Origin of the sequence: Paenibacillus sp. FSL R5-0923, assembly GCF_038009145.1 — a bacterium.
Lineage (GTDB): Bacteria > Bacillota > Bacilli > Paenibacillales > Paenibacillaceae > Paenibacillus_AQ.
On record NZ_JBBPAT010000001.1, the window covers coordinates 1159729 to 1180582 of the forward strand.

14 protein-coding genes are annotated in these 20854 nt (G+C 44.9%); 9 read left to right on the plus strand and 5 right to left on the minus strand.

From position 1 onward, the window contains the following. Positions 1-48: 48 nt before the first annotated feature. The 4 genes from MKX35_RS05140 to MKX35_RS05155 all read left to right on the plus strand — a co-directional run bounded on the left by MKX35_RS05140 (position 49) and on the right by MKX35_RS05155 (position 7114). Entirely contained in the window at positions 49-1905 is a 1857-nt protein-coding gene (locus tag MKX35_RS05140; protein ID WP_076297925.1) for an ABC transporter ATP-binding protein, read from the plus strand. Continuing rightward, positions 1835-2512 (plus strand): response regulator transcription factor, encoded by a 678-nt coding sequence (locus MKX35_RS05145; RefSeq protein ID WP_076285637.1) that lies wholly within the window; start codon positions 1835-1837, stop codon positions 2510-2512. Before MKX35_RS05140 ends, MKX35_RS05145 begins: the two co-directional genes overlap by 71 nt. Then, a complete protein-coding gene (locus MKX35_RS05150) occupies positions 2509-3561 on the plus strand; it encodes a sensor histidine kinase (protein WP_076297924.1) in 1053 nt (350 codons plus the stop codon). The genes MKX35_RS05145 and MKX35_RS05150 overlap by 4 nt, the downstream gene beginning before the upstream one ends. A 130-nt stretch (positions 3562-3691) precedes the next feature. Next, entirely contained in the window at positions 3692-7114 is a 3423-nt protein-coding gene (locus MKX35_RS05155; protein WP_256716180.1) for an S-layer homology domain-containing protein, read from the plus strand. Between the two features lie 91 nt (positions 7115-7205). Here MKX35_RS05155 and moaA read toward each other — a convergent pair whose 3' ends face one another. After that, positions 7206-8207, minus strand: coding sequence for a GTP 3',8-cyclase MoaA (gene moaA, locus MKX35_RS05160; protein ID WP_076297922.1), 1002 nt, complete (start codon positions 8205-8207; stop codon positions 7206-7208). Positions 8208-8622: 415 nt separating this feature from the next. On the opposite strand from moaA, the gene MKX35_RS05165 reads away from it, so the two are divergent. Continuing rightward, entirely contained in the window at positions 8623-9315 is a 693-nt protein-coding gene (locus MKX35_RS05165; protein WP_042192508.1) for a TorD/DmsD family molecular chaperone, read from the plus strand. 383 nt (positions 9316-9698) lie between these two features. Here the strand turns inward: MKX35_RS05165 and MKX35_RS05170 are convergent, their stop codons facing one another. From MKX35_RS05170 to MKX35_RS05180, 3 genes are all read right to left on the minus strand, one after another. Beyond that, positions 9699-9863: a hypothetical protein gene (locus tag MKX35_RS05170; RefSeq protein ID WP_341043879.1), complete on the minus strand. Its 165-nt coding sequence runs from the start codon at positions 9861-9863 to the stop codon at positions 9699-9701. A 25-nt stretch (positions 9864-9888) separates the two neighbouring features. Then, positions 9889-13020: an efflux RND transporter permease subunit gene (locus MKX35_RS05175; protein WP_076297921.1), complete on the minus strand. Its 3132-nt coding sequence runs from the start codon at positions 13018-13020 to the stop codon at positions 9889-9891. A gap of 114 nt (positions 13021-13134) precedes the next feature. Continuing rightward, complete coding sequence (locus tag MKX35_RS05180; protein ID WP_076297920.1) at positions 13135-14052, minus strand: TetR/AcrR family transcriptional regulator; 918 nt, start codon at positions 14050-14052, stop codon at positions 13135-13137. A gap of 227 nt (positions 14053-14279) precedes the next feature. On the opposite strand from MKX35_RS05180, the gene cls reads away from it, so the two are divergent. Beyond that, positions 14280-15788, plus strand: coding sequence for a cardiolipin synthase (gene cls, locus MKX35_RS05185; RefSeq protein ID WP_042192502.1), 1509 nt, complete (start codon positions 14280-14282; stop codon positions 15786-15788). Positions 15789-15845: 57 nt separating this feature from the next. Here the strand turns inward: cls and MKX35_RS05190 are convergent, their stop codons facing one another. Then, complete coding sequence (locus MKX35_RS05190) at positions 15846-17375, minus strand: phospholipase D family protein (protein ID WP_076297919.1); 1530 nt, start codon at positions 17373-17375, stop codon at positions 15846-15848. A 187-nt stretch (positions 17376-17562) separates the two neighbouring features. Between MKX35_RS05190 and fni the strand changes: the two genes are divergently transcribed. The 3 genes from fni (at position 17563) to MKX35_RS05205 (ending at position 20736) form a co-directional block, all read left to right on the plus strand. Beyond that, positions 17563-18702 carry a type 2 isopentenyl-diphosphate Delta-isomerase gene (fni, locus tag MKX35_RS05195; RefSeq protein ID WP_081382660.1) on the plus strand — a complete coding sequence of 380 codons (1140 nt, stop codon included), beginning with the start codon at positions 17563-17565 and terminating at the stop codon, positions 18700-18702. A 39-nt stretch (positions 18703-18741) separates the two neighbouring features. Beyond that, positions 18742-19215 (plus strand): GNAT family N-acetyltransferase, encoded by a 474-nt coding sequence (locus tag MKX35_RS05200; protein ID WP_256716179.1) that lies wholly within the window; start codon positions 18742-18744, stop codon positions 19213-19215. 168 nt (positions 19216-19383) lie between these two features. Then, positions 19384-20736 carry a S41 family peptidase gene (locus tag MKX35_RS05205; protein WP_179086620.1) on the plus strand — a complete coding sequence of 451 codons (1353 nt, stop codon included), beginning with the start codon at positions 19384-19386 and terminating at the stop codon, positions 20734-20736. Positions 20737-20854: the final 118 nt, after the last annotated feature.

The window sequence follows — 20854 nt, forward strand, 5'->3', positions numbered from 1 at the left end:
TTACTATGCTTTTCTCGTAGAGCTATTTAGAAAAGGGGAGTCATTGTCATGAAGAAATCCGAATCCAAGCGAAAGATGGCGCTGAAGCCGTTCTTAACGCTACTAAGAGAAACCAAGCCTTCATACGGCTTATTGGCTATAGCCATTGCGTTAAGCATGATATCGACATTGGTCAGTCTGGTCATCCCGATGTTCACTAAGAACTTGGTGGATGGCTTCTCTTTGGCCTCCGTGAGCAAGCTGCAGATTGCGGGTATAGCAGCTGCATTTATTGCGCAGACCATTGCGGGAGGGATCTCTATCTATCTGCTCAATTATGCAGGTCAGAAGATGGTTGCAGGTCTGCGGGACCGACTGTGGCGTAAATTTCTAGTTCTGCCTGTGGCTTATTATAATGACAACAGAACGGGAGAAAGTGTCAGCCGCATGACGAATGATACAGGGATCATCAAAACGCTGATTTCTGAACATCTAGCCAGCTTATTTACCGGAGTGATCTCCATTGTAGGTTCGATCTCAGTTCTGCTATTTTTAAATTGGAAAATGACACTTGTTCTATTCACTGTTCTTCCACTTTCGGCGCTGATACTAGTACCACTTGGGCGGCAGATGTACAAAATTTCCAAGGGAATGCAAGATGAGACAGCTTCTTTTACTGCTACACTTAGTGGTGTTTTATCTGAGATCCGTCTGGTCAAATCCTCAGGCGCAGAGAAAAAAGAGTACGAGGCAGGCAAGACTGGAATTATGAACCTGCTTTCCTTTGGTATTCGTGAGGGCAAGATTAGCGCGATGATCAGTCCACTCGTCTCCTTTGTTTTTATGATGCTGCTTGTGGTCATTATCGGTTATGGTGGGATGCAGGTATCTTCCGGCGTCTTGACGGCTGGAGAACTGGTCGCCTTTATTCTTTATCTTATTCAGATTATTATGCCACTTACTCAGCTGACTACGTTCTTCACACAGATTCAGAAAGCTAAGGGTGCCTCAGAGCGTATTATTGAGACCTTGGCAGCAGAAGAGGAAGTATATGAGGGACAGGAAGAGGCAAATGGCGCAGAAGGTCCGATCTCAGTAGAGGGATTAAGCTTTGGATATAAAAATGGTGAGAAGGTATTGAATGATGTAAGCTTCCAGATGCTTCCTGGTCAGGTAACGGCTATTGTCGGACCGAGCGGGGGCGGCAAGACCACTTTGTTCTCGTTGCTAGAACGTTTTTACGAGCCTCAGTCAGGTCTGATAAAGCTGGGTGACAAGCCAGTGTCTACATTCTCATTGCGTTCGTGGCGGAAGCTTATAGGGTATGTCTCGCAGGAAAGTCCACTGTTGGCTGGTACGATTGCTGAGAATTTAACCTATGGATTGGATCGTGACGTTAGCAGGGAGGAGATGCACGCAGCAGCAGCAATGGCTTATGCAGATGGTTTTATTGATGCACTTCCTGAAGGATATAATACGGATGTCGGCGAAAGAGGCGTGAAGCTGTCTGGTGGACAGCGGCAACGGATTGCTATTGCTAGAGCACTGCTGCGGAACCCGAAGATTCTTATGCTTGATGAAGCCACTTCCAGTCTGGATAGCCAATCAGAAGCCGTGGTGCAGAAGGCACTGTCCAATCTGATGAAGGGTCGGACTACGATTGTAATTGCGCACCGTTTGGCTACTGTTGTAAATGCAGAGCAGATTATTTTTATGGAAAAAGGTCAAATTACCGGAAAGGGAAGTCATGAGGAACTACTGGAAAACCATGAGCTGTATCGTGAATTTGCGACCCAGCAGCTACAGATGAATAACCCCGAGGTTCAGGACATTGAAGAGGAGGCTCCAGTGCTACATGACAAAAATACTAGTAGTGGACGACGATCCACACATCCGCGAATTGGTAGAAGTATTTCTGAGAGCTGAAGGAATGGATGAGATCTATGGAGCTTCCGATGGACTGGAGGCTCTTCAGATTCTGGAAGGTAATAACATAGATTTAGCTATTATTGATGTGATGATGCCCAACATGGACGGCTGGGAGCTATGCCGGCGGATGCGCCAGAACTATGATTTCCCGATTTTAATGCTGACAGCCAAAGGGGAAACCTCACAAATTGTAAAAGGCTTTGAGCTGGGTAGTGATGATTATTTGGTCAAGCCATTTGAGCCGGTTGTACTTATTGCGAGAGTAAAGGCGCTGCTTAAACGATATCAGATTTCTGCCGCGCAAAGTGTGACCGTAGGCCGATTGCGTATGAATCGCAAAACCTACGAGGTGTCCTCAGAGTATGGGGAAATTACCTTGCCGCTTAAGGAATTTGAGCTGTTGTTTAAGCTGGGCAGCTATCCGGGGCAAACATTGACAAGAGACAGGCTGATCGAAGAAATTTGGGGTTATGATTTTGAAGGGAATGAGCGGACACTCGATGTGCATATCAACCGTTTGCGTGAACGGTTCAATCAGGATAACTATGGATTCGTTATTCGTACGATCCGTGGTCTAGGGTATCGGTTGGAGGGGCATGCATGAACTTGTTTAAAGATATTGTGAAGCATGTTTTGATGTTTATTCTCTTTCTTGCTGCAGCTGCGCTTTGCTGGACTGCGGCTTATTTTCTAATGAACCAAGTGAATGCTGCATATGGCTGGCCTTCCTCGAAGTATGTTTTGCAATTGGTCACCTTTCTAGTTGGCTTTGTGATTTTACTGCTGGTCTTTTTCTTATTTTCTATTTTCTTTCGTGGCTGGGAACGTGTCTTTTATAAATCGGTTATTGAAGGAATTCGCCGTATTTCCAAGGGAGACTTTGATGTTGTACTTGAACAAAATAGGGAATACCGTGAATTCGGCGAAATTGTAGAGAGTATTAACGAAATGGCTAGTGAGCTGAGTCAGATGGAGACCATGCGCCAGGATTTTATCTCCAATGTATCACATGAAATTCAATCCCCGCTAACCTCCATTCGAGGGTTTGCGCTTGCGCTGCAGGACGAAACCTTAAGTATGGAGAGTAAGAGGCACTATATTGATATTATTGTGGCTGAGAGTACCCGCGTATCTGGGCTCAGTGATAATTTATTGAAGCTATCAGCGCTCGAATCGGGTAATTTTCCGTTTGAAAATCAGGTTTATCGTCTGGATAAACAGCTTAGAGATACAATTCTGGCTTCTGAGCCACAGTGGCTGGAGAAAAATATTGAGGTAGAGGCCGAACTGGAAGAAGTGAATGTAACTGCGGTAAAAGATTTAATGACCCAGGTCTGGACCAATCTTCTTCATAACAGCATTAAATTCACTCCCGAGAATGGATGTATTCATATCAAGCTTCGAACGGTAGATGAGCGGGTAGAGGTGGAGATTCAAGATAGTGGGATTGGTATCTCTGAAGAAGACTTACCTCGCATCTTTGATCGCTTCTATAAGGCAGACAAAGCTAGAACAGCGAGCGGGGGCGGTAGTGGCCTGGGCCTATCACTGGTTAAGAAGATCGTTGAGCTGCATAACGGTAAAGTAACCGTGACCAGCCGACCGGGTGAAGGAACGGCTTTTGTAGTGAGCTTGCCAATGCCAAAGAAATAAATCGGCATTGTTTATGAAAATATGAATATTTACATAAACATGCAACAAAATCCGACATGTCTTTACAATTTTCTACTATTCTAAATATAGAATCTACGAAAATCCAAAAGACATCGGAGGATTAATCATTTTGAAGAAGAGCAAAATTCGCGTTTTTCTAACTAGTTCGCTTGCCGTATTATTGTTAGCACCCAACTTTTCATTACAGACAGTTTATGGTGCTTCAGGTGAATCGGCGCCTGATTTCAGGGATACAGCCTCTGAGCATTCAGGGAAATGGATGACAGGTGAATACCATGCACATACGTTTGAATCGAACGATGCTCAGGAGTCATTAAAAAGTGTGCTCGATGCTGCATTTGAACAAAATGGTTTTGACTGGATGGCATTGGCTGATCACCTTCGGGTATCTGACCGGGATGACGAAGGGGTGAATCTACCTGGCGGCTCCATTCCGATGTCTCAAGGTATTGTGGATTATCAGAATGAGAAAATTAAGAAGTTACAGGCAGAAGGCAAATATGCTGGAAAAATCATTTTTTCAGGCTTTGAGTGGGATATGCCCCAATACGATCATGCTGCAGTTGGGATTGTTACAGATCATCCAGGGTCCGCAGAAGCTTTGAAGGCTATTAATCAATTTGAATATTTATTTACTAATCGTGATGTAAGTATGTTCGATCCGGCAGATGTGGCTAAGTGGAGTGCGGCGGATACGAGAGCTTTTTCTACAAAAGAAGATACTCGCACAGCTATGAAATGGCTCAGTAGTCATTATCCAGATAGCTATGTACTGATCAATCACCCCTCCAGAAAAAATGGTACAAGCTCGGAGCTTAAAATAGAGGATATCCGTGACTTTAACAATATCAATCCGAATCTTGTCTTCGGCTTTGAAGGTATGCTGGGCAATCAGATGGCGAGTGATCGGGGAGAGACGCCTGAGACTTACGGAGGTACAGACGTCAAGGTTGCACAGCTTGGAGGAATGTGGGACGCACTGCTGGGTGAGGGCCGCAGATTTTGGAATTTTGCTAACTCTGATTTTCATTTCAAAACAAAAAATGATCAATTTTCCAGCGGTTACTGGCCTGGTGAATATTCCAAGAACTATACCTGGGTGGATGGCTCCGATATTAACGCTGTCGTAGATGGCATGCGGTCAGGGAAATCCTTCTCTGTTTTTGGGGATCTCATCAACGCATTAGAGTTTAACGTGTCTGGAGATGGACAAGAGGAAGAAATGGGTGGCGAACTGGACGTAAAACAAGGGGACGACCTAGAGCTTACGATCCGTTTCAAAAGTCCACAGCAAAATAATAATGGCGACGCTGTTAAGGTAGATCATGTAGATTTGATCTCCGGTGAAGTCCATGGCAAGGTTGATCCAGGTACACCTGATTACACCAAAGCGACTAACGATACAACAAAAGTGTTGAAACGCTTCACAAGCGAGGACTGGACTACAGATTCCGAAGGCTACAATGTTATTAAGTATAAGGTAGAGGCAGCGGACAAGGATCGTTATTTCCGGTTAAGAGGGACTAACCTTGGAACTGATGTTGCGGGAGAAACGGTTAACGGTGAACCGCAGATTGATCCAAAAAATAATACCGTCGATAACCTGACTCGTTTCGAAGAAATCAACGCCCGTAATTATAGTGATATGTGGTTTTATTCCAATCCCATTTTTGTGGATGTGGAGTCGTACAGCGATCAGCAGGCAGTTAACGATACTATGACTGCATTAGATCTAGGAGATACAAGCGCAGTAACTTCTGATCTAACGTTGCCTACCGAAGGCAAACACGGGACAAGTATTGTGTGGAAAAGCTCCAATCCGGTTCTAATGACGAATGAAGGTAAAATCATCTACCAACCTAAGAAGGATACGAAGCTGACCTTAACAGCTACAATTCAGCGGGGATTGGCTACGGAAACGAAGACTTTTGAAGTAACGCTAAGCGGAGATGATAGTATCACCCCATTGGCGCTTCATAGCACATTAAAGACTGAGAACGGACAAGCTTATTTAAGTGGTGACTGGACGAATCAGAGTGTTTCGGTAAGCGTGTATGCTAGCGTATATATTCCTGGTGCGGATGTATCCATTCAATTAGCGACTGATGTAAACGGAAATTTCCTGCCCTATGAAAGTGGGAAAGTGGTTGAGATTTCGGAAGAAGGCCAACATCAACTGCAATTCAAGGCAACGGATTCTTTAGAAAATAAGACAACATTGCCGCTTGCTGTGAATATCGATCGTACAGCACCTGTGATTACCCTGAAGGGGGATAGCCGTCTTAGTCTGACCCAAGGGGATGACTTCAAGGACCCGGGCGCAGACGTTACTGACAAGGTTGGGATTGCAGGCTCTATCCTGGTGACGGGAACAGTGGATGTTCAGACTCCAGGAACCTATACACTGAAGTACAATGCGACAGATTTGGCTGGCAATGCAGCTACTGAGATTGTACGCACAGTAGTTGTAACTGCGGGCACTAGCAGTGGAGAGGGGAATAATAACGGAGGAGGCAACGGACCAGTTGCAACTCCAGCTCCTACCGCGGCGCCATCTCCTACAGAGCAGCCTTCTACAACTCCGCGTGTGGAATTGGAGGTAAAAGCACAGCAGGGAGGAACGGGCACACTTAAAGACGTGGGCAGCTTTACGATTCCGGCTGGAGCGTTGTCTGGTAACAGCGAAATTGCCTTTTCGGTTATTGCTGCTGATGAGACACCAGCAATGGGCGCTCTTCAGGCTGTGAGTGCAGCAGTAGAGCTTACTAGTGACAAGGCAGGCATGCTCAATAAGCCTGTGAAACTGTCCCTCAATTACGATGCGACCAAGATTACATCGGGGCATAAAGCAGCTATCTACTATTACAACGAACAGCTTAAAAAGTGGATTTATGTTGGTGGTCAGAGTCAAACGGGTGGGACTATAACTGCAAGCTTAAATCAGCTTGCCAAATATGCTGTGTTTAATTATCAGGCCCCATCGATTACCGATTTGAATACTCATTGGTCCACGGCGTTTACAGACCGTCTAATCGGTATGGGTGTCATGAAAGGGTACGAGGATCATACCTTCCGTCCGAATGAGGATGTTACTCGGACACAGTTCGCTTCTATGATTGTACGGGCGCTTGGTTTGCAATCAACAGGTAGCACAGTGAAATTCGCGGATCAAAGTGCGATTCCAGCTTGGGCTGCAGATGATGTAGCAGCGGCGGTAAATGCCGGAATCCTTCGTGGATATGATGTGAACGGCAAAATGTTCTTCGAGCCTTCAGAAAAGATTACCCGTGCCGAAATGTCAGTTATGCTCGCGAATGCTTTGAAGGCTAATGCCCATAAGCAAACGGATAAAGAGGGGGACTTCGCGGATCTTACCTCCATTCCACAATGGGCACAGGCATCTGTAAAAGCGGGTGTTGAAGCGGGTATTTTGGGTGGATTCGAGGATAACACATTCAGACCTGAGAACAATGCTACAAGAGCGGAGGCAGCAACGACGCTTTACAAGCTGCTCGAGGCTCTATATCTATAATAGTGGATGGTGAAGGCTATCCTTTAATCTCTAAATGAAACGCCGCTTTTCCCAGATGGCTTGGGGAAAGCGGCATTTTTAATGAGACGGACTAGCCTCCAATTTGAGACATACGCCGAGCCGTCGGCGTGTGGCTTTGTGCTTTTTTCTCCAAGGCTAATGCCATTTCGTGGTTATGTGGCTTGTTACCCAGAGCTTTGCGGAATAAGGCCTGCACTGCTGCGGGATCGCTTATTAGGGGGCGGACATTGTACTCATCTTCCCAATACAGACAAGCTTTGATATGGCCATCTGCTGTTAGTCTTAGTCGATTGCAGTTATCGCAAAAGTGATCGCTTACGGGATGGATTAATCCGAACGTTCCTTGCGCTCCAATAACCCGCCGATTCTGGGAAGGGCCATTACCAGATGGCATCTCAGCTTCCTCGGTTTCCCAACCAGCTGAAGTACAAGCTTCTATTACAGTTTCCAGCGGCAGATAGGATTGGCGCCAAGAATCAGTAGCACTTCCGATGGGCATATATTCAATAAAACGTACATTTAGTGGACTGTTCAACGTAAGGGAGATGAAGTCTTTGATCTCGTCATCATTAATCCCTTTCATCAATACAACGTTAAGCTTGATCGGCTCCAGCCCGGCAGCTTGTGCTGCCTCGATCCCCTTTAGTACCTTGGAGACCTCACCGCCGCGTGTAATCATAGAGAAGCGATCTTGCCGTAAAGAGTCCAGACTGATATTCACCCGTGACAACCCGGCTTCTTTTAGCAGTGCTGCTTTAGCTGGAAGCATTAATCCGTTCGTAGTCAGTGAAATATCCTCGATCCCCGGAATGGCGGATATCATAGTTACTAGCTTCTCCAGGTCTTTGCGTACAAGAGGTTCTCCACCTGTTAGCCGTACCTTGCGTAATCCAAGTGGTGCTAGCGATTCCACAACTGCGGTGATTTCCTCATAGCTCAGAATCTCGTCCTGCGGCTGGAATTCCATCCCTTCCGCTGGCATACAATAAATGCAACGCAGGTTGCAGCGGTCGGTAACCGAAATGCGGATGTAGTCATGTAAACGTCCAAAAGGGTCCATCAGCGGCTCCATAGCGTTGCTCCCTTCATTTGTTGGTGTTTTGAATGCTTCCCGTCTTAAGAGGAGGCGAAGGTGTTTATACTTGTTTAGAATTTTAAAGATCACTCGCGGGTACGTCAATGAGCAAACTATTGAACGGGTTAAACTCCCCCTATTTGAATAAGGAGGGTTGTGATTTAATTGCATAATAATGGACAAACTAAATAGAATGACAAAGCCGAAATAGACTTGCGAAAATGTGACAAAAGTACGACAAATGAAGTGATTAGTCATAGAATGCTCACGGAAAGCGTTTTTAATATCCGATATAATCTAGGTGCGGATTACTTTTACGTTCACTTTTGCGAAAACAGAAAGGATACCGGAAATTGCACGTCGATCATGTGACGGTGTGTGACCGGGAAACCCAATGAGGAGGATTTGCAAAATGACTATGCAAACTGTTCCATCGCTCGCCGTGCCGGAGGCATTTAGCCATTGGTTGGAAAGTCGGGGATTAATATATCAGCTTTTAGTGGATTTTTTGGGTAGAAAACCATCACTCTCACTTGTGGCTCAGTGGAGCCGCAATCGCAAGATGAGTGTTGCTGCAGAGATGACGGAAGGCGGACGGGAACTGAAGCGCTATCTGAGTCAGGAACCGAATAAGCTACCCCATATATGTGAGAAAGAGACCCAAGAGTATAAACGGCTTATGCACGAACAGACAGTAAGCTCTTTTAAATTACGTGAAGCTGCTATTCTGGGTCGTTCTGAAGATTTCTGCAACGTGCTTGCTGATGTGTATACTTCCGCAGGAATTGTATTTAACAAATGTAATGGTGAAGCTGATGATCATATTGCTATTGAGCTGGAATTTATGGCAGTAATGCATGAGCGGATGTTGTACAATAGCTTCTCAATTAGAAGTGCTATGGATCTACTTGATATTCAGGTAGCCTTTTTGGAAGATCATTTACTGCAATGGACTCCACAGTTCTGTGAGAAGTTAAATGCAGCAACGAATAGTACGTTGTATTTGGGGCTTTCCCATATGCTCGCTGAGTTTCTACCCCTTGATCTGCAGATGCTGCGTTCCTGGAGAGCTTCGCTGGAGAGCAGTGCAACAGCAATGGTATAACAACACTATAATGCAGAGCCCGGCCTATAAATTAGGTCGGGTTTTTCTTGCTGTGGAAGTGTAAATAGTGATTTAATTGAAGCTCTAAGTGGAGCGATGAAATGAAGATCTGAGTGAAGTCCCAAATGACGATCCAAGTGAAGCTCTAGAAGAATAATTAGGGAATTTCTCCCTAAAACTCTGAAATTATTGGTCATAAGACATGTAATTAGGGAAAACCTCCCTATAATTCACCTGATTTGGCGCTAAATCAGGTGAATTAGCTATTTTTTAGGGAGGAATTCCCTAATTTCGTACATTTAGAGTGATTATCGGAAATTTTTAGGGAGTTTTTCCCTAATTAGTTTAGACCTACTGTCCACCGCACAACTACCCATCGCAAATCATGCACCGCCTACCGCACAACCGCCTATCGTCAATCCCCCGCCCGTCCAACCACTCATCTCCCACCTACAAAAGTCTACTGGGTTACTTTGCCCATTCCATAAAAAAGAAGCTGCCCCATAAGTAGTATTCACTACTTTGGAGACAGCTTCTTCATTTAGCATGTTTACTTGATTCGCATTTAGTGTTCTAGTCAATTACCTTTTTACTGCGGAATTTCATCAGGAATTCATACACGACTGGCACTACTACAAGTGTCAGCAGCGTGGAGCTGATCAAGCCGCCGATAACGGTAACGCCTAGCCCCTTGGAGATGATCCCTGCACTGTTTTCAAGTCCTGTAACCAGTGGCAGCAATGCACCAATCGTTGCAAGTGCAGTCATCAGGATTGGACGTAAACGTGTGCCGCCTGCTTCAAGCAAGGCTTGACGTGTGGTCATTCCTTCTTTTTCCTTATGAATAACGCGGTCGATGAGGACAATGGCATTCGTGACTACGATACCAATCAACATCAGCGCACCCATGAGGGAGGAGACGTTTAAGGTTTCCCCAGCGATCAGAAGGGCTACGAGTACCCCAATAATGGTGAAAGGAAGTGAGAACAGGATAGCAAATGGAGCTAATCCACCGCCAAACGTAACCACAAGCACGAAGTATACGATGGCAATAGCCGCCGCCATAGCAATACCTAATTGACCAAATGTGTCATTGATCTGCTCGGTTACACCACCGAAGCTAACCGTCACGCCATCTGGTAATTCCATAGCATCTATTTTTTCTTTCACGAGGTTTGAAGCACTATTGACGTCACTTGAAATAATCTCGGCAGTGACATCCACCTTCATTTTACCGTCCATACGAGTAATCGAGTCAGGGGAAGAGCCGTTTTCAATTTTAGCGACTTGCCCGATTGGCACGGAAATGCCTAGTGGCGAAGTCAATGTAGCCTCTTCCATTTCTTTAATACTCTTATACGTTTCTTTATCAGTTTCGATATAGACTTTGTAGTTCTTGCCGTCCATTTCTACTTCTGTGAGTACTGGGCGTGTACCTGCAGGAGCAAGCTTCATCGCAATTTGTCCCGCTGTAAGTCCAAGGGAGCTAAGCTTTTCTTGATCCGCTACAATCGTATATTGATCGTAAGCTTCTTTGAGACTTGTTTCGCCATCCTTGAAATTAGTGGTGTCAGCCTGTACGATCTTGGCGATCTCATCCGCTACCGGCTTAATTTGATCTAGTTCGTCTCCGAATACATTCACGGTTAACGTGCTTCCACCCATACCTCCGCTCATCATCGCGGACATATCGCCCCACACACCATCTGGGACTTCTGCGGTTAAGCCTTCGATCACCTTCTCTTTTACATTTTCGAAATCAGGAGTATTACTATCGTAAACGATGAAAAAGAGTCCTGAGTTGCTGGATCCGCCCATACCCATCGGGCCGCCGCCACCAATGGAATATTGCATTTTATCTACATGCTGCTGCGCTAAAATATATTTCTCAGCTTTCAGGCCTTGTTCTTGAACTTCTTCAGTTCTTTGTCCAGCCTTCGGTGAGTAGGTTAGCATAACCGTTTTATCCTCTTGGGAAGGCATAAAGCTAACGCCGATAGGCTTGATCAGGAACAAGCTGCCCGCCAGGAGCAGAACCGCTACTCCGAACGTAACGAGTTTATGGGAAAGACACCAGTTCAGAATCTTTTGGTAACCGGCAGACATTCTGTCTGGTTTCTCACTATGCGTCTTCTTACCTTTCAATCCGTTGCGGAACAGGGAGTGTGCCATTGCAGGAACCAGGGTAATCGCAACTACCAACGAAGCGAGCAGGGCGAAGACCATGGTTAAAGCGAAAGGCAAGAACAGCTCTCCAACCATACCACTTACTAGAGCAAGCGGTAAGAATACCGCGATGGTTACAATCGTAGAGGACATGATTGGTACGAACATTTCACGAGTGGCTGCACTGATTAATTCCCGGCCTTTTAGCTTCTCGCCAGATAACGAGAGTCGCCGGTATATGTTCTCTATGACTACAATCGAGTCATCGACTACCCGTCCGATGGCAACGGTCATCGCACCAAGGGTCATCATATTAAGCGTAATGTTCATTTGACGCAGACATAACACTGCGATCAGCAATGATAAAGGAATAGAGATGATAGAAATGATTGTCGAACGAATATTCCGCAGGAAGACCAAAATGATAATTACTGCGAAAAGGGCGCCAAATACAGCTTTGGACAACATTGTATTTACGGAGTCCTCAATCGGCTTACCTTGGTCAAGCAGAACTGTAAGGTCAATGCCTTTATATTGTGCTTTTAATTCTTCAGTTTTGTCCTTAACACCATTTACGACATCAACAGTGTTGGCATCGTTGGCTTTGACAATCTGGATACCGATCGATTCTTTACCATTCGTACGGGAGATCGATTCAGAATTACCAACAACCTCAATTGTAGCAAGCTCTCCCAGCTTCACGGTTGGCAATCCCATATTTGCAGCTCCGCCAGCAGCACTTCCGGCACCTGCATCGGCAGCGCCAGCTCCAGGAGCCCCAGCAGCACCAGTTGGCATAACTGGAATGGTCACATTTTTAAGATCTTCAACGGTGGTGATGTTGCCATCCACGACAACTGCCTTTTGAGCTTTGTCCATCTCGAACAGTCCTAGTGGAACACGGAGGGAAGAACCTTGAATGATCCCTTTAACCGTATCTTCGGTCAGTCCGTATTGCTTGAGCTTCTCTTGATTGAACTTAAGCGAAACTTCTTTGACGTATTGTCCAGAGATTTGAATAGAAGCAACACCCTCAACATCTTCAAGGGCAGGGCGAATATCGTTCTCGGCAATACGGGTTAGTTCCTCGAGATCTTCTGAATCCCCATTCGATAAACTAAGGGAGACGACAGGCATTGAGCTAAGGCTAAAACGGGAAATGGAAGGCTTTTGCACATTGTCTGGCAATGAGACCTCATTCAGCGCTTCGCGAACAGCTGCTGTAGCATTATCCAGATTCGTTCCATAATCAAACTCGATTTGGATACTGGAGGCATTCTCCAGAGAAGTGGAGGTGATTGTCTTTACACCATCCACATTGCGCAGCTTTTGCTCCAACGGTTTACTGACATCATTAACGACGCCTTCTGGTGCAGCCCCCGGATAAATAGTTGTTACGCTAAGATAGGGTATACTAATATTAGGTAAGGTTTCTTGCTTCATTGTCAGTCCGCTATACAAACCGGCAAATACAATAATTATCGTCAGAAGCCAAATGGCAAATTTGTTCCTGAGCGAGAAATTAATTAAGCTTTTCATAAGTGTTGTTTCTGCTCCTCTCGGGCCTTTTCTTTACGAAATAGGGCGCCATTTTGAAAATTTATAATACTCGCTATCCATGTTCTTCTCTCTCACGAACTCTTTATAGAGCAATTAACGAAATACGCATGAATGATTTGAAAAAGAGGTAACCAGCTTCCTCAATTCTTCCAATGGTGTAGTGAGCTCTGAGCAGGATTGGAGGTTGGACAACATCCCCTGTATGATTGCTTTGCGTGGGTGTGGTAAGAGGACTTCGCCTTCTAGAATGTTTAGTGATTCCAGCAAATCGGCTGACTCTTCGGGTTCTATACTATCTAATTTACTGACCGCAGTCTTCATGTCCTTAATGATCTGCAGTGGATTCTTGCGCTTACTCTCCTCATTCTCCTCCATCCAGCTTGCAAGAATGGTAGAGTTGATGAGAGGAGCCTGCTTACTTGTAAGAAGACCAGCTACAATAATATCTAGCAGATTCATTAGATGATCAGCCATAACGGCAAGGGACAAGTGGGTATCCTGACGAAAAATAACCGCAATATATGACTTGATTAGTCCATGACCTACAATACATAAATCTCCGGTATAGGGGATGATGTCTTTTCCATAAAGGGTCTCCATCTTCACCTGAAACCAGCGCAAGAAGGAAGCATTGTTTCTACGCAGCCATTCCGGTACTTCAGTATCAAATCCTTTTCCGGCAACTTCCTGAATTTGACGCTGTAAGAACTCACGTAATTCGTACACATGACTCAGTAGAATTTCTATTTGATTCCTAAGCTTTTCACGCGGTGTTCTTTGGGTTTCTTGTTCTTCACGTAATAAGGGATCACGAATCATTCGGTAACAATAGAGAAAAATACTGCGTTCCAGTTCTTCTTTGGATTTGAATACTAGATACAAGCTTCCCTTCGAAATTCCGCATAATTCGGCGATCTCTTGCATGGACGTGGAAGAAGAGCCTTTCACAGCGAATAACTGCATGGCGATCTTAATAATCTGTTCCTGCTTGTCCACAGTTTTATCGCTCATTGGGGGGATAACCTCCTTTCTGACTACCCAGTTCTATAATTGACTAATCGGTCAAAATAATTATATTCGATCCATCTTGTCATTACAAATTTCAGAACAGAAGGGTTACAGTTTTGTTGTAAATAGATTTTTACACAGTAATTGTCTAGGAAGATATAGGTTCTTCATGTAATATATAAAATGTGTCATTTTGGTGTTGCTTTTATGAATAAGAAGGTAGGTACAATATGAGAAGAGGACTTCAATCTATAATTATTATTGGGGCTTTCATAGCATTTTATTATTTTGGTTTTGGTATTTTTGGGAGTACTGCTGGAACAATTATTAGTATTTTCTCCACACTGACAGTCGTTTCAATTAGCTTAGCTATTTTTATGGAGAACCGTAATCCTTCTACTACGATGTCATGGATTCTTTTGCTTGCGTTGATCCCGGTGCTCGGTTTGGTCTTTTATTTTCTATTTGGACAGAATGTATTTAAACGTCGTAAATATGATAAAAAAGCACAAAGAGATCTTATGGCCTATGAGCGGATTGAGAATGACGCTTTGCGTACGCATCAAGATTGGTCGGTCTTTGACCCCTCGCGTCAAAAACTACTATTATTATCCAAGACTCTAGCGCGTACTCCTATTTCCTTTGCTTCAGAGACGCGCATCCTTACCAATGGTGAAGAGACGTTTGGAACATTACTGCTAGAGCTGCGACAAGCGAAGCACCATATACATATGGAGTATTACATCTTCCGTGCAGATCACATTGGAACGCGTATTCAACAGATTTTGATCGCAAAGGCGCGTGCGGGTGTATCTGTCCGATTTATGTATGATGCTGTGGGTAGTTTTCAGCTTTCTAAAGCTTTTTTGAAAGAGTTGGTTGATGCTGGAGTACAAGTGGCATCGTACGGTAATTCCACCTCCTTTTTCTCTAGCCGGGTTAATTACCGGAATCACCGAAAAATCGTCGTCATCGACGGTGATGTCGGGTTCATGGGTGGACTGAATGTGGGGGATGAATATTTAAGCCGCAGCAAAACTTATGGATTCTGGCGTGACACCCATATGTTAGTTAGAGGTGAAGCGGTACGGACGATGCAAATCATCTTCTTGCAAGATTGGATGCATACTACAGGTGAAAAAATACTGGAGCAGGATTATCTAACACCACAGCTACACTTTATGACAGGGGACGGAGCAGTACAGATCATTGCGAGTGGGCCGGACAATGAACGCCGTGCACTCAAAAATATATTTTTCTCCATGATCACCTCAGCTGAGAAATCAGTTTGGATTGCCAGCCCTTATTTCATTCCGGACGAGGATATCCTGACTGCGATACGTGTAGCGGCTATATCTGGTTTAGATGTTCGATTGTTATTCCCTGCTAAGCCGGATAAATGGATTCCGTTTCTGGCTTCGCATTCTTATTTCCCGGCATTGCTGGAGGCTGGAGTGAAGATTTATGAATACGAGAAGGGCTTTATACACTCTAAGCTGTTAATCGTGGATGGTGAAATAGCGACTATTGGTACAGCAAACATGGACATGCGGAGCTTCCATCTTAACTTTGAGGTAAACGCATTGCTTCTTCAGACAGAGAGCGTTACACGAATTGTTGCTGATTTTGAACGGGATTTATTGTCCACCACTCAGATTGTGCATGAGACCTTTATGAATAAACGCATGGTGGTACGTATACTGGAATCTGCCGCCAGATTAATGTCTCCATTACTATAACTTCATTACAGATTAAACCACCGCGGAGGGTGCTGCCTTCTCTGCGGTGGTTTTTGTTTAAAAAGTAGTAAAGCCCAGGTTAGTCTGCAGCCGGAACAGGATGTACTTGAACCAGGTCACATCGCTCTGGTAGGCCTCAAAAGGTAAAGTGAACGTATGACCCTCGTTATTCCATAGCCGATTAAAGTAGGCTTCCATATCTTTGAACAGCGGCTGATCTCGCTTCATAGAAATCCACAGATCATTCTCCAGATTGTAGTCATCTAGATTGCGTGTGGTGAAATTGGTGGAACCCCCAAGAATGATGGAGCTGCCGGTTTGTTTGGCGATAAAGAGCAGCTTTGGATGATATTGCTCTTTGGTTGTATTGTACCAACGAATAGAGATTTCACCGTTCGTGCGTTTGTTCAGATCCATGGCAACTGGACGGTTGGGGATCCCGATTTTATCACGCCCGAAGGCGTTCTGATTTGGATCCAGGATTAGGTTTACCTTAGCCCCGCGTGATGTAGCCTCTACCAACGCATCCAGAATGGCATCATCAGCAAGATAAAACATCCCCATCCATACGGTATCCCCCTTCCGGGCGGACCTAATGCCTTGCAGCGCATATTTGTATACCTTTCCTTCTGTTAAATAGCGAACTTCTAGAGCTTCCGCTGATGGTAGGTTCTTTTCTTGGGTGAAATTGGGCTTATGAAGTAGCAATGGACCTGCATCTGAAAGATTGGCTGCCGCCTGCTCGGTCTGGAGAATATCGGCAATAATTGGACCTTGTACCTCCAAAGCAATATTGGAGTGGTAGGCGCTGGCATCGTGAACATTTCCAGAGGAAATTAGTGCAGTGTTCTCACTGACAATTACTTTGCGATGGTTCGCCTTCACATTCAGCAGCTTCAGATAAGATCGAGCGGTAATATCCGGTCCACCACTGGCCATAAGATTGGGGATAAAGCCCTTACCGGATTGTCCGAACCATTGAATGAAGGTGCGCCAGACGGCTGAATAGGCAGGTGTAGAATCTCGCAGGTCATTAACATCGGTCATGATGACTCGGATCCCCACCGCCTTCATTTCTTCCAGAAGATGATTGGGCGCTGAGTTGTAATTGGTATTGACCTCATCGGTGATGAAGACAATCTCCATTTCGGGATAGGTTTGCTTTTGTGAGATTAATTTATCTGTCAGCATTCGACTGACTGGAGGGAATGACTGATCTTTATGGGTATAATCATTGAACAGGAACAGGTCGATGACTAAGAACTCCCTTGACTCCTCGATGATATGTAGCATTCTCGGAAGAATTTCACTCTCCTGCTTACCTGTGTCCGTACCGTCTGGATAGGTTAGGTCATGCCAGAAGGATACATTGTTCACTTTGTATATGGGACTTTCATAGGAAATCCCAACGGGTAGAGGTTTATGTGTCTGGTATATCATGACGCCGATTAACCAGAGAATTAGAATGACGCAAGCCCATATCACTCGTTTGCGGCGTCGTGAAGAGGTGCGTTTCTTTGGAGCAAAAGCATGGGTTCTATTTTGTATCGCTTGGGGCTGAACGGGTTGTTCACGATCTGATCTCATCGGAAGTTCCTCCTGAAAGTATTGCAGAGCACTTCCTTTATAATTATTGTGCTCCGGCGTGTACCAACCTATTAACACCTAGTGGGTAGAAATGAAGCATCCCTCGTATTTCACTCACTTCATATTGTAAATTCATCTGGAGGGATATGTTATAATAAGTACAGTTTAGGAATAGGAGGAACGGAGCATGAATCATACGCCAGAAGAGGCCGTACCATATGATGCGAATAGGCAGTCTGGCGCGGATCATGGCAATGGCCTACCAATTGTAGAGGTTTCGGACAAGAATTCTTTATTGCCTGCATCAAGGACAGGTGAACGCAAAATAGAGCATGTACGCCTTTGTCTAAATGAAGAAGTCGGTGGCGTCGGTGTGACTACGGGGTTTGAACATTACCGATTTCGGCATAATGCTCTTCCAGAGCTGAATTTCGATGATTTATCATTGCAGACCACGTTCCTGGAACGTGAACTGCGTACACCGCTGCTGATCAGCTCGATGACAGGCGGCAGTGCAGCTACAGGAGCCATCAATGCCCGACTAGCAGAGGCAGCACAGCGTCGTGGATGGGCGCTGGGGGTTGGTTCTGTACGAGCGGCGGTGGAGCGCTCTGAGCTAACCGAAACCTTTTATGTACGGGACAAAGCACCTGATATACCGGTTATCGCTAATATTGGCGCCGTACAGCTGTCCTATGGTTTCGGGATTGAGGAGTGTCGCCGCGCTGTGGATATTGCTGGTGCGGATTTTCTTGTACTGCATCTCAATGGTCTTCAAGAGGTCTTCCAACCGGAAGGGAATACTGGCTTTGCTTCCTTACTATCGCAGATAGCAAAAGTATGCCGTGCACTTGAGGTTCCTGTAGGTGTAAAAGAAGTCGGCTGGGGCATTGACGGTGATACAGCAGCACATCTTTATAATGCAGGGGTAGCTTTTGTTGATGTAGCGGGTGCAGGTGGAACATCCTGGAGTCAGGTCGAGAAGTTTCGGAGTAGAGACCCTATACGGCGCGCAGCGGCTGAAGCTTTCGCAGACTGGGGCACTCCAACCGCAGATTGCATTGCAGAGGTACGTGCTGTCTCCCCGAAGGGGGCATTGATTGGCAGCGGCGGCTTGAAGCATGGTGTGGATGCGGCGAAGGCATTGGCCCTCGGTGCTGATTTAGCAGGCTTTGGACGCAATCTTTTAGGACCGGCAGTAGATTCTGAAGAGGCGCTAGATGCTGCACTGGCTCAGGTAGAGCTGGAGCTTAAGATAGCAATGTTCGGCATCGGAGCTCCCGATTTAGCAACTTTACGCGGGACTTCCCGTTTAATACGTAAATAAAAGTATATGGTAAATATAGAAGTGAGGAAGTGAAAAAAGATGATGATTAAATTGGTTCATATGGATGAGTCTGCTTTTCAATTTTTCTTAGGTCAAGCTACTCGTGATTACGCTGAAGATAAGATTAAAGCCGGCGCTTGGGACCCTGAAATCGCGATGAAGCTGTCTGAGGAAGCTATAACACAGTCTTTACCTAAAGGGTTGAGCACAGATGGCGCTTATCTATATTCTATAGTAGAAATAAGTAGTGATATCCAGGTAGGATACATTTGGTTTAATGTAAGTGAAGGCCGCAGTGGCCGAGAAGCTTTCATTTATGATTTCTATATTTTTGAACCGTATCAGAGTAAAGGCTATGGCAAGCAGGCTATGGTCGCACTCGATGAAGAAGCCCGTGAGATGAACGTCACCAAAATCGGGTTACATGTCTTCGGTCAGAACAATCGTGCATTTGAGCTCTACAAAAAAATGGGATATACCGTAACTGACATTACGATGTCTAAAGATTTGTAATACTTAACGTGGAGACCTCGAAGGAGGTCTTTTTTGTGTTGTTCTAAGAAAACTAATGTAAATAATTGTGATAAATATATTTGAATTAGGAGGAATAGAAAAATATGATTATTAAATAAATTCCTGAAAATGGATTCAGCTATATGGAATATTGGAAGGGGGATTAAGGTGAGACCAAGGATTGTATTACCAGCGGCTTTATCTGTAGCTGCAATACTGTTACTGGTTAGTTGCAACCGTGGGGATTTGCCAGGGAAAAAGCAATCTGAGTCGGGGCAAGTTCAGGCAAGTCCGGTAGCGCCGGTAGCCTCTTCAAAGGTAGCGGAAGAACAGCTAGAAGCGGCGTTGTCTCCATTGACAGTGGAACAAAGATTAGAGGATTTTGATTATATGTGGAAGATTATTGAGGAGAACTACCCTTTCCTAGAGGTAAATAAGCGTCTAAATGGAGAGGATTGGCTTGCGAACAAAGAGGAGTACCGTAATGAAATTGCAGCAGTGAAGACAGATGATGAGTTTTTTAGACGAATGAGATTCATACTTAGCAGGTTAAATAATGGGCATACCAATTTTTTATCTAAGGAAGAATATCCATGGTTTCTAAACGCCTATGTTCAGGCAGGTTTTGGTTATGAGCCTTGGATCAACGTGTTTCAACAGCCAAATGTGTTGGCTCGTTACAACCAGAAACCTTTAGCGGAGCAGCAAAGCTCTAATGGCATCGTTAACGATATGAATAGTGGTGAGGCAGGGAGTCAGACAGGAAAGACTTCCGGGAATGTAAAAAAGGTTATTATAGAGCCAGAGAAAATAGCGTATCTAGGCATGCGAAGCTTTGCCGGAAGTCTCATGGAGATGGATAGTTCGGAGATTCGTGATTTTTTAATAGAAGTTAAAGATTATAAGACATTAATTCTAGATATCCGCGGAAATGGCGGAGGAAACAGTAATTACTGGAGAGCTCATATTGCTCCTCTGCTGATCAATAAACCTATCGAATACAATACATACTTACTTTATACAAGAGGCAACTATGCTGAGACCTTTATGCAGGCACGTCAGATCACAAGGGGGCAGCAGCCTATTACCAGCATCAAAGACGAACAGTTGCCTAATTTACCATCGGAGGCATTAAAAATGTTCAAGACATATAGTAAAAATACAGATGTAGTAATCCCACAAGAATCCGTTGGTTTTAAAGGAAAGATCTATTTGCTGGTTGATAACTCTGTGTATTCATCAGCGGAAGGTCTTGCAGCCTTTGCAAAAGGCACCGGGTTTGCAACGGTTGTTGGTGGCAGAACAGGTGGGGATGGACTAGGGATGGATCCACTTGTCGTTGCATTGCCTAATAGCGGTTATGTATTCAGATTTTCCTTTGAGATGGGACTTAACTCTGATGGAAGCTGCAACGAGGAAGTGAAGACAGTCCCTGATGTGGAGGTTGATCCAGATACTTCTAAGCCCCTATTGGATCAGCCGGCGGTGCAAAAAGTATTGGAACTTGCCAAATCCTATTGAAATGGGTTCGCTTGGATAAGGCTGGATTGACACAACTGTAAGACATCCGGTGTTGCTGGAGAATATGTTCTAATATATAATGGTTTAGATCGTATTACTTATTCGGATGATCAATTTA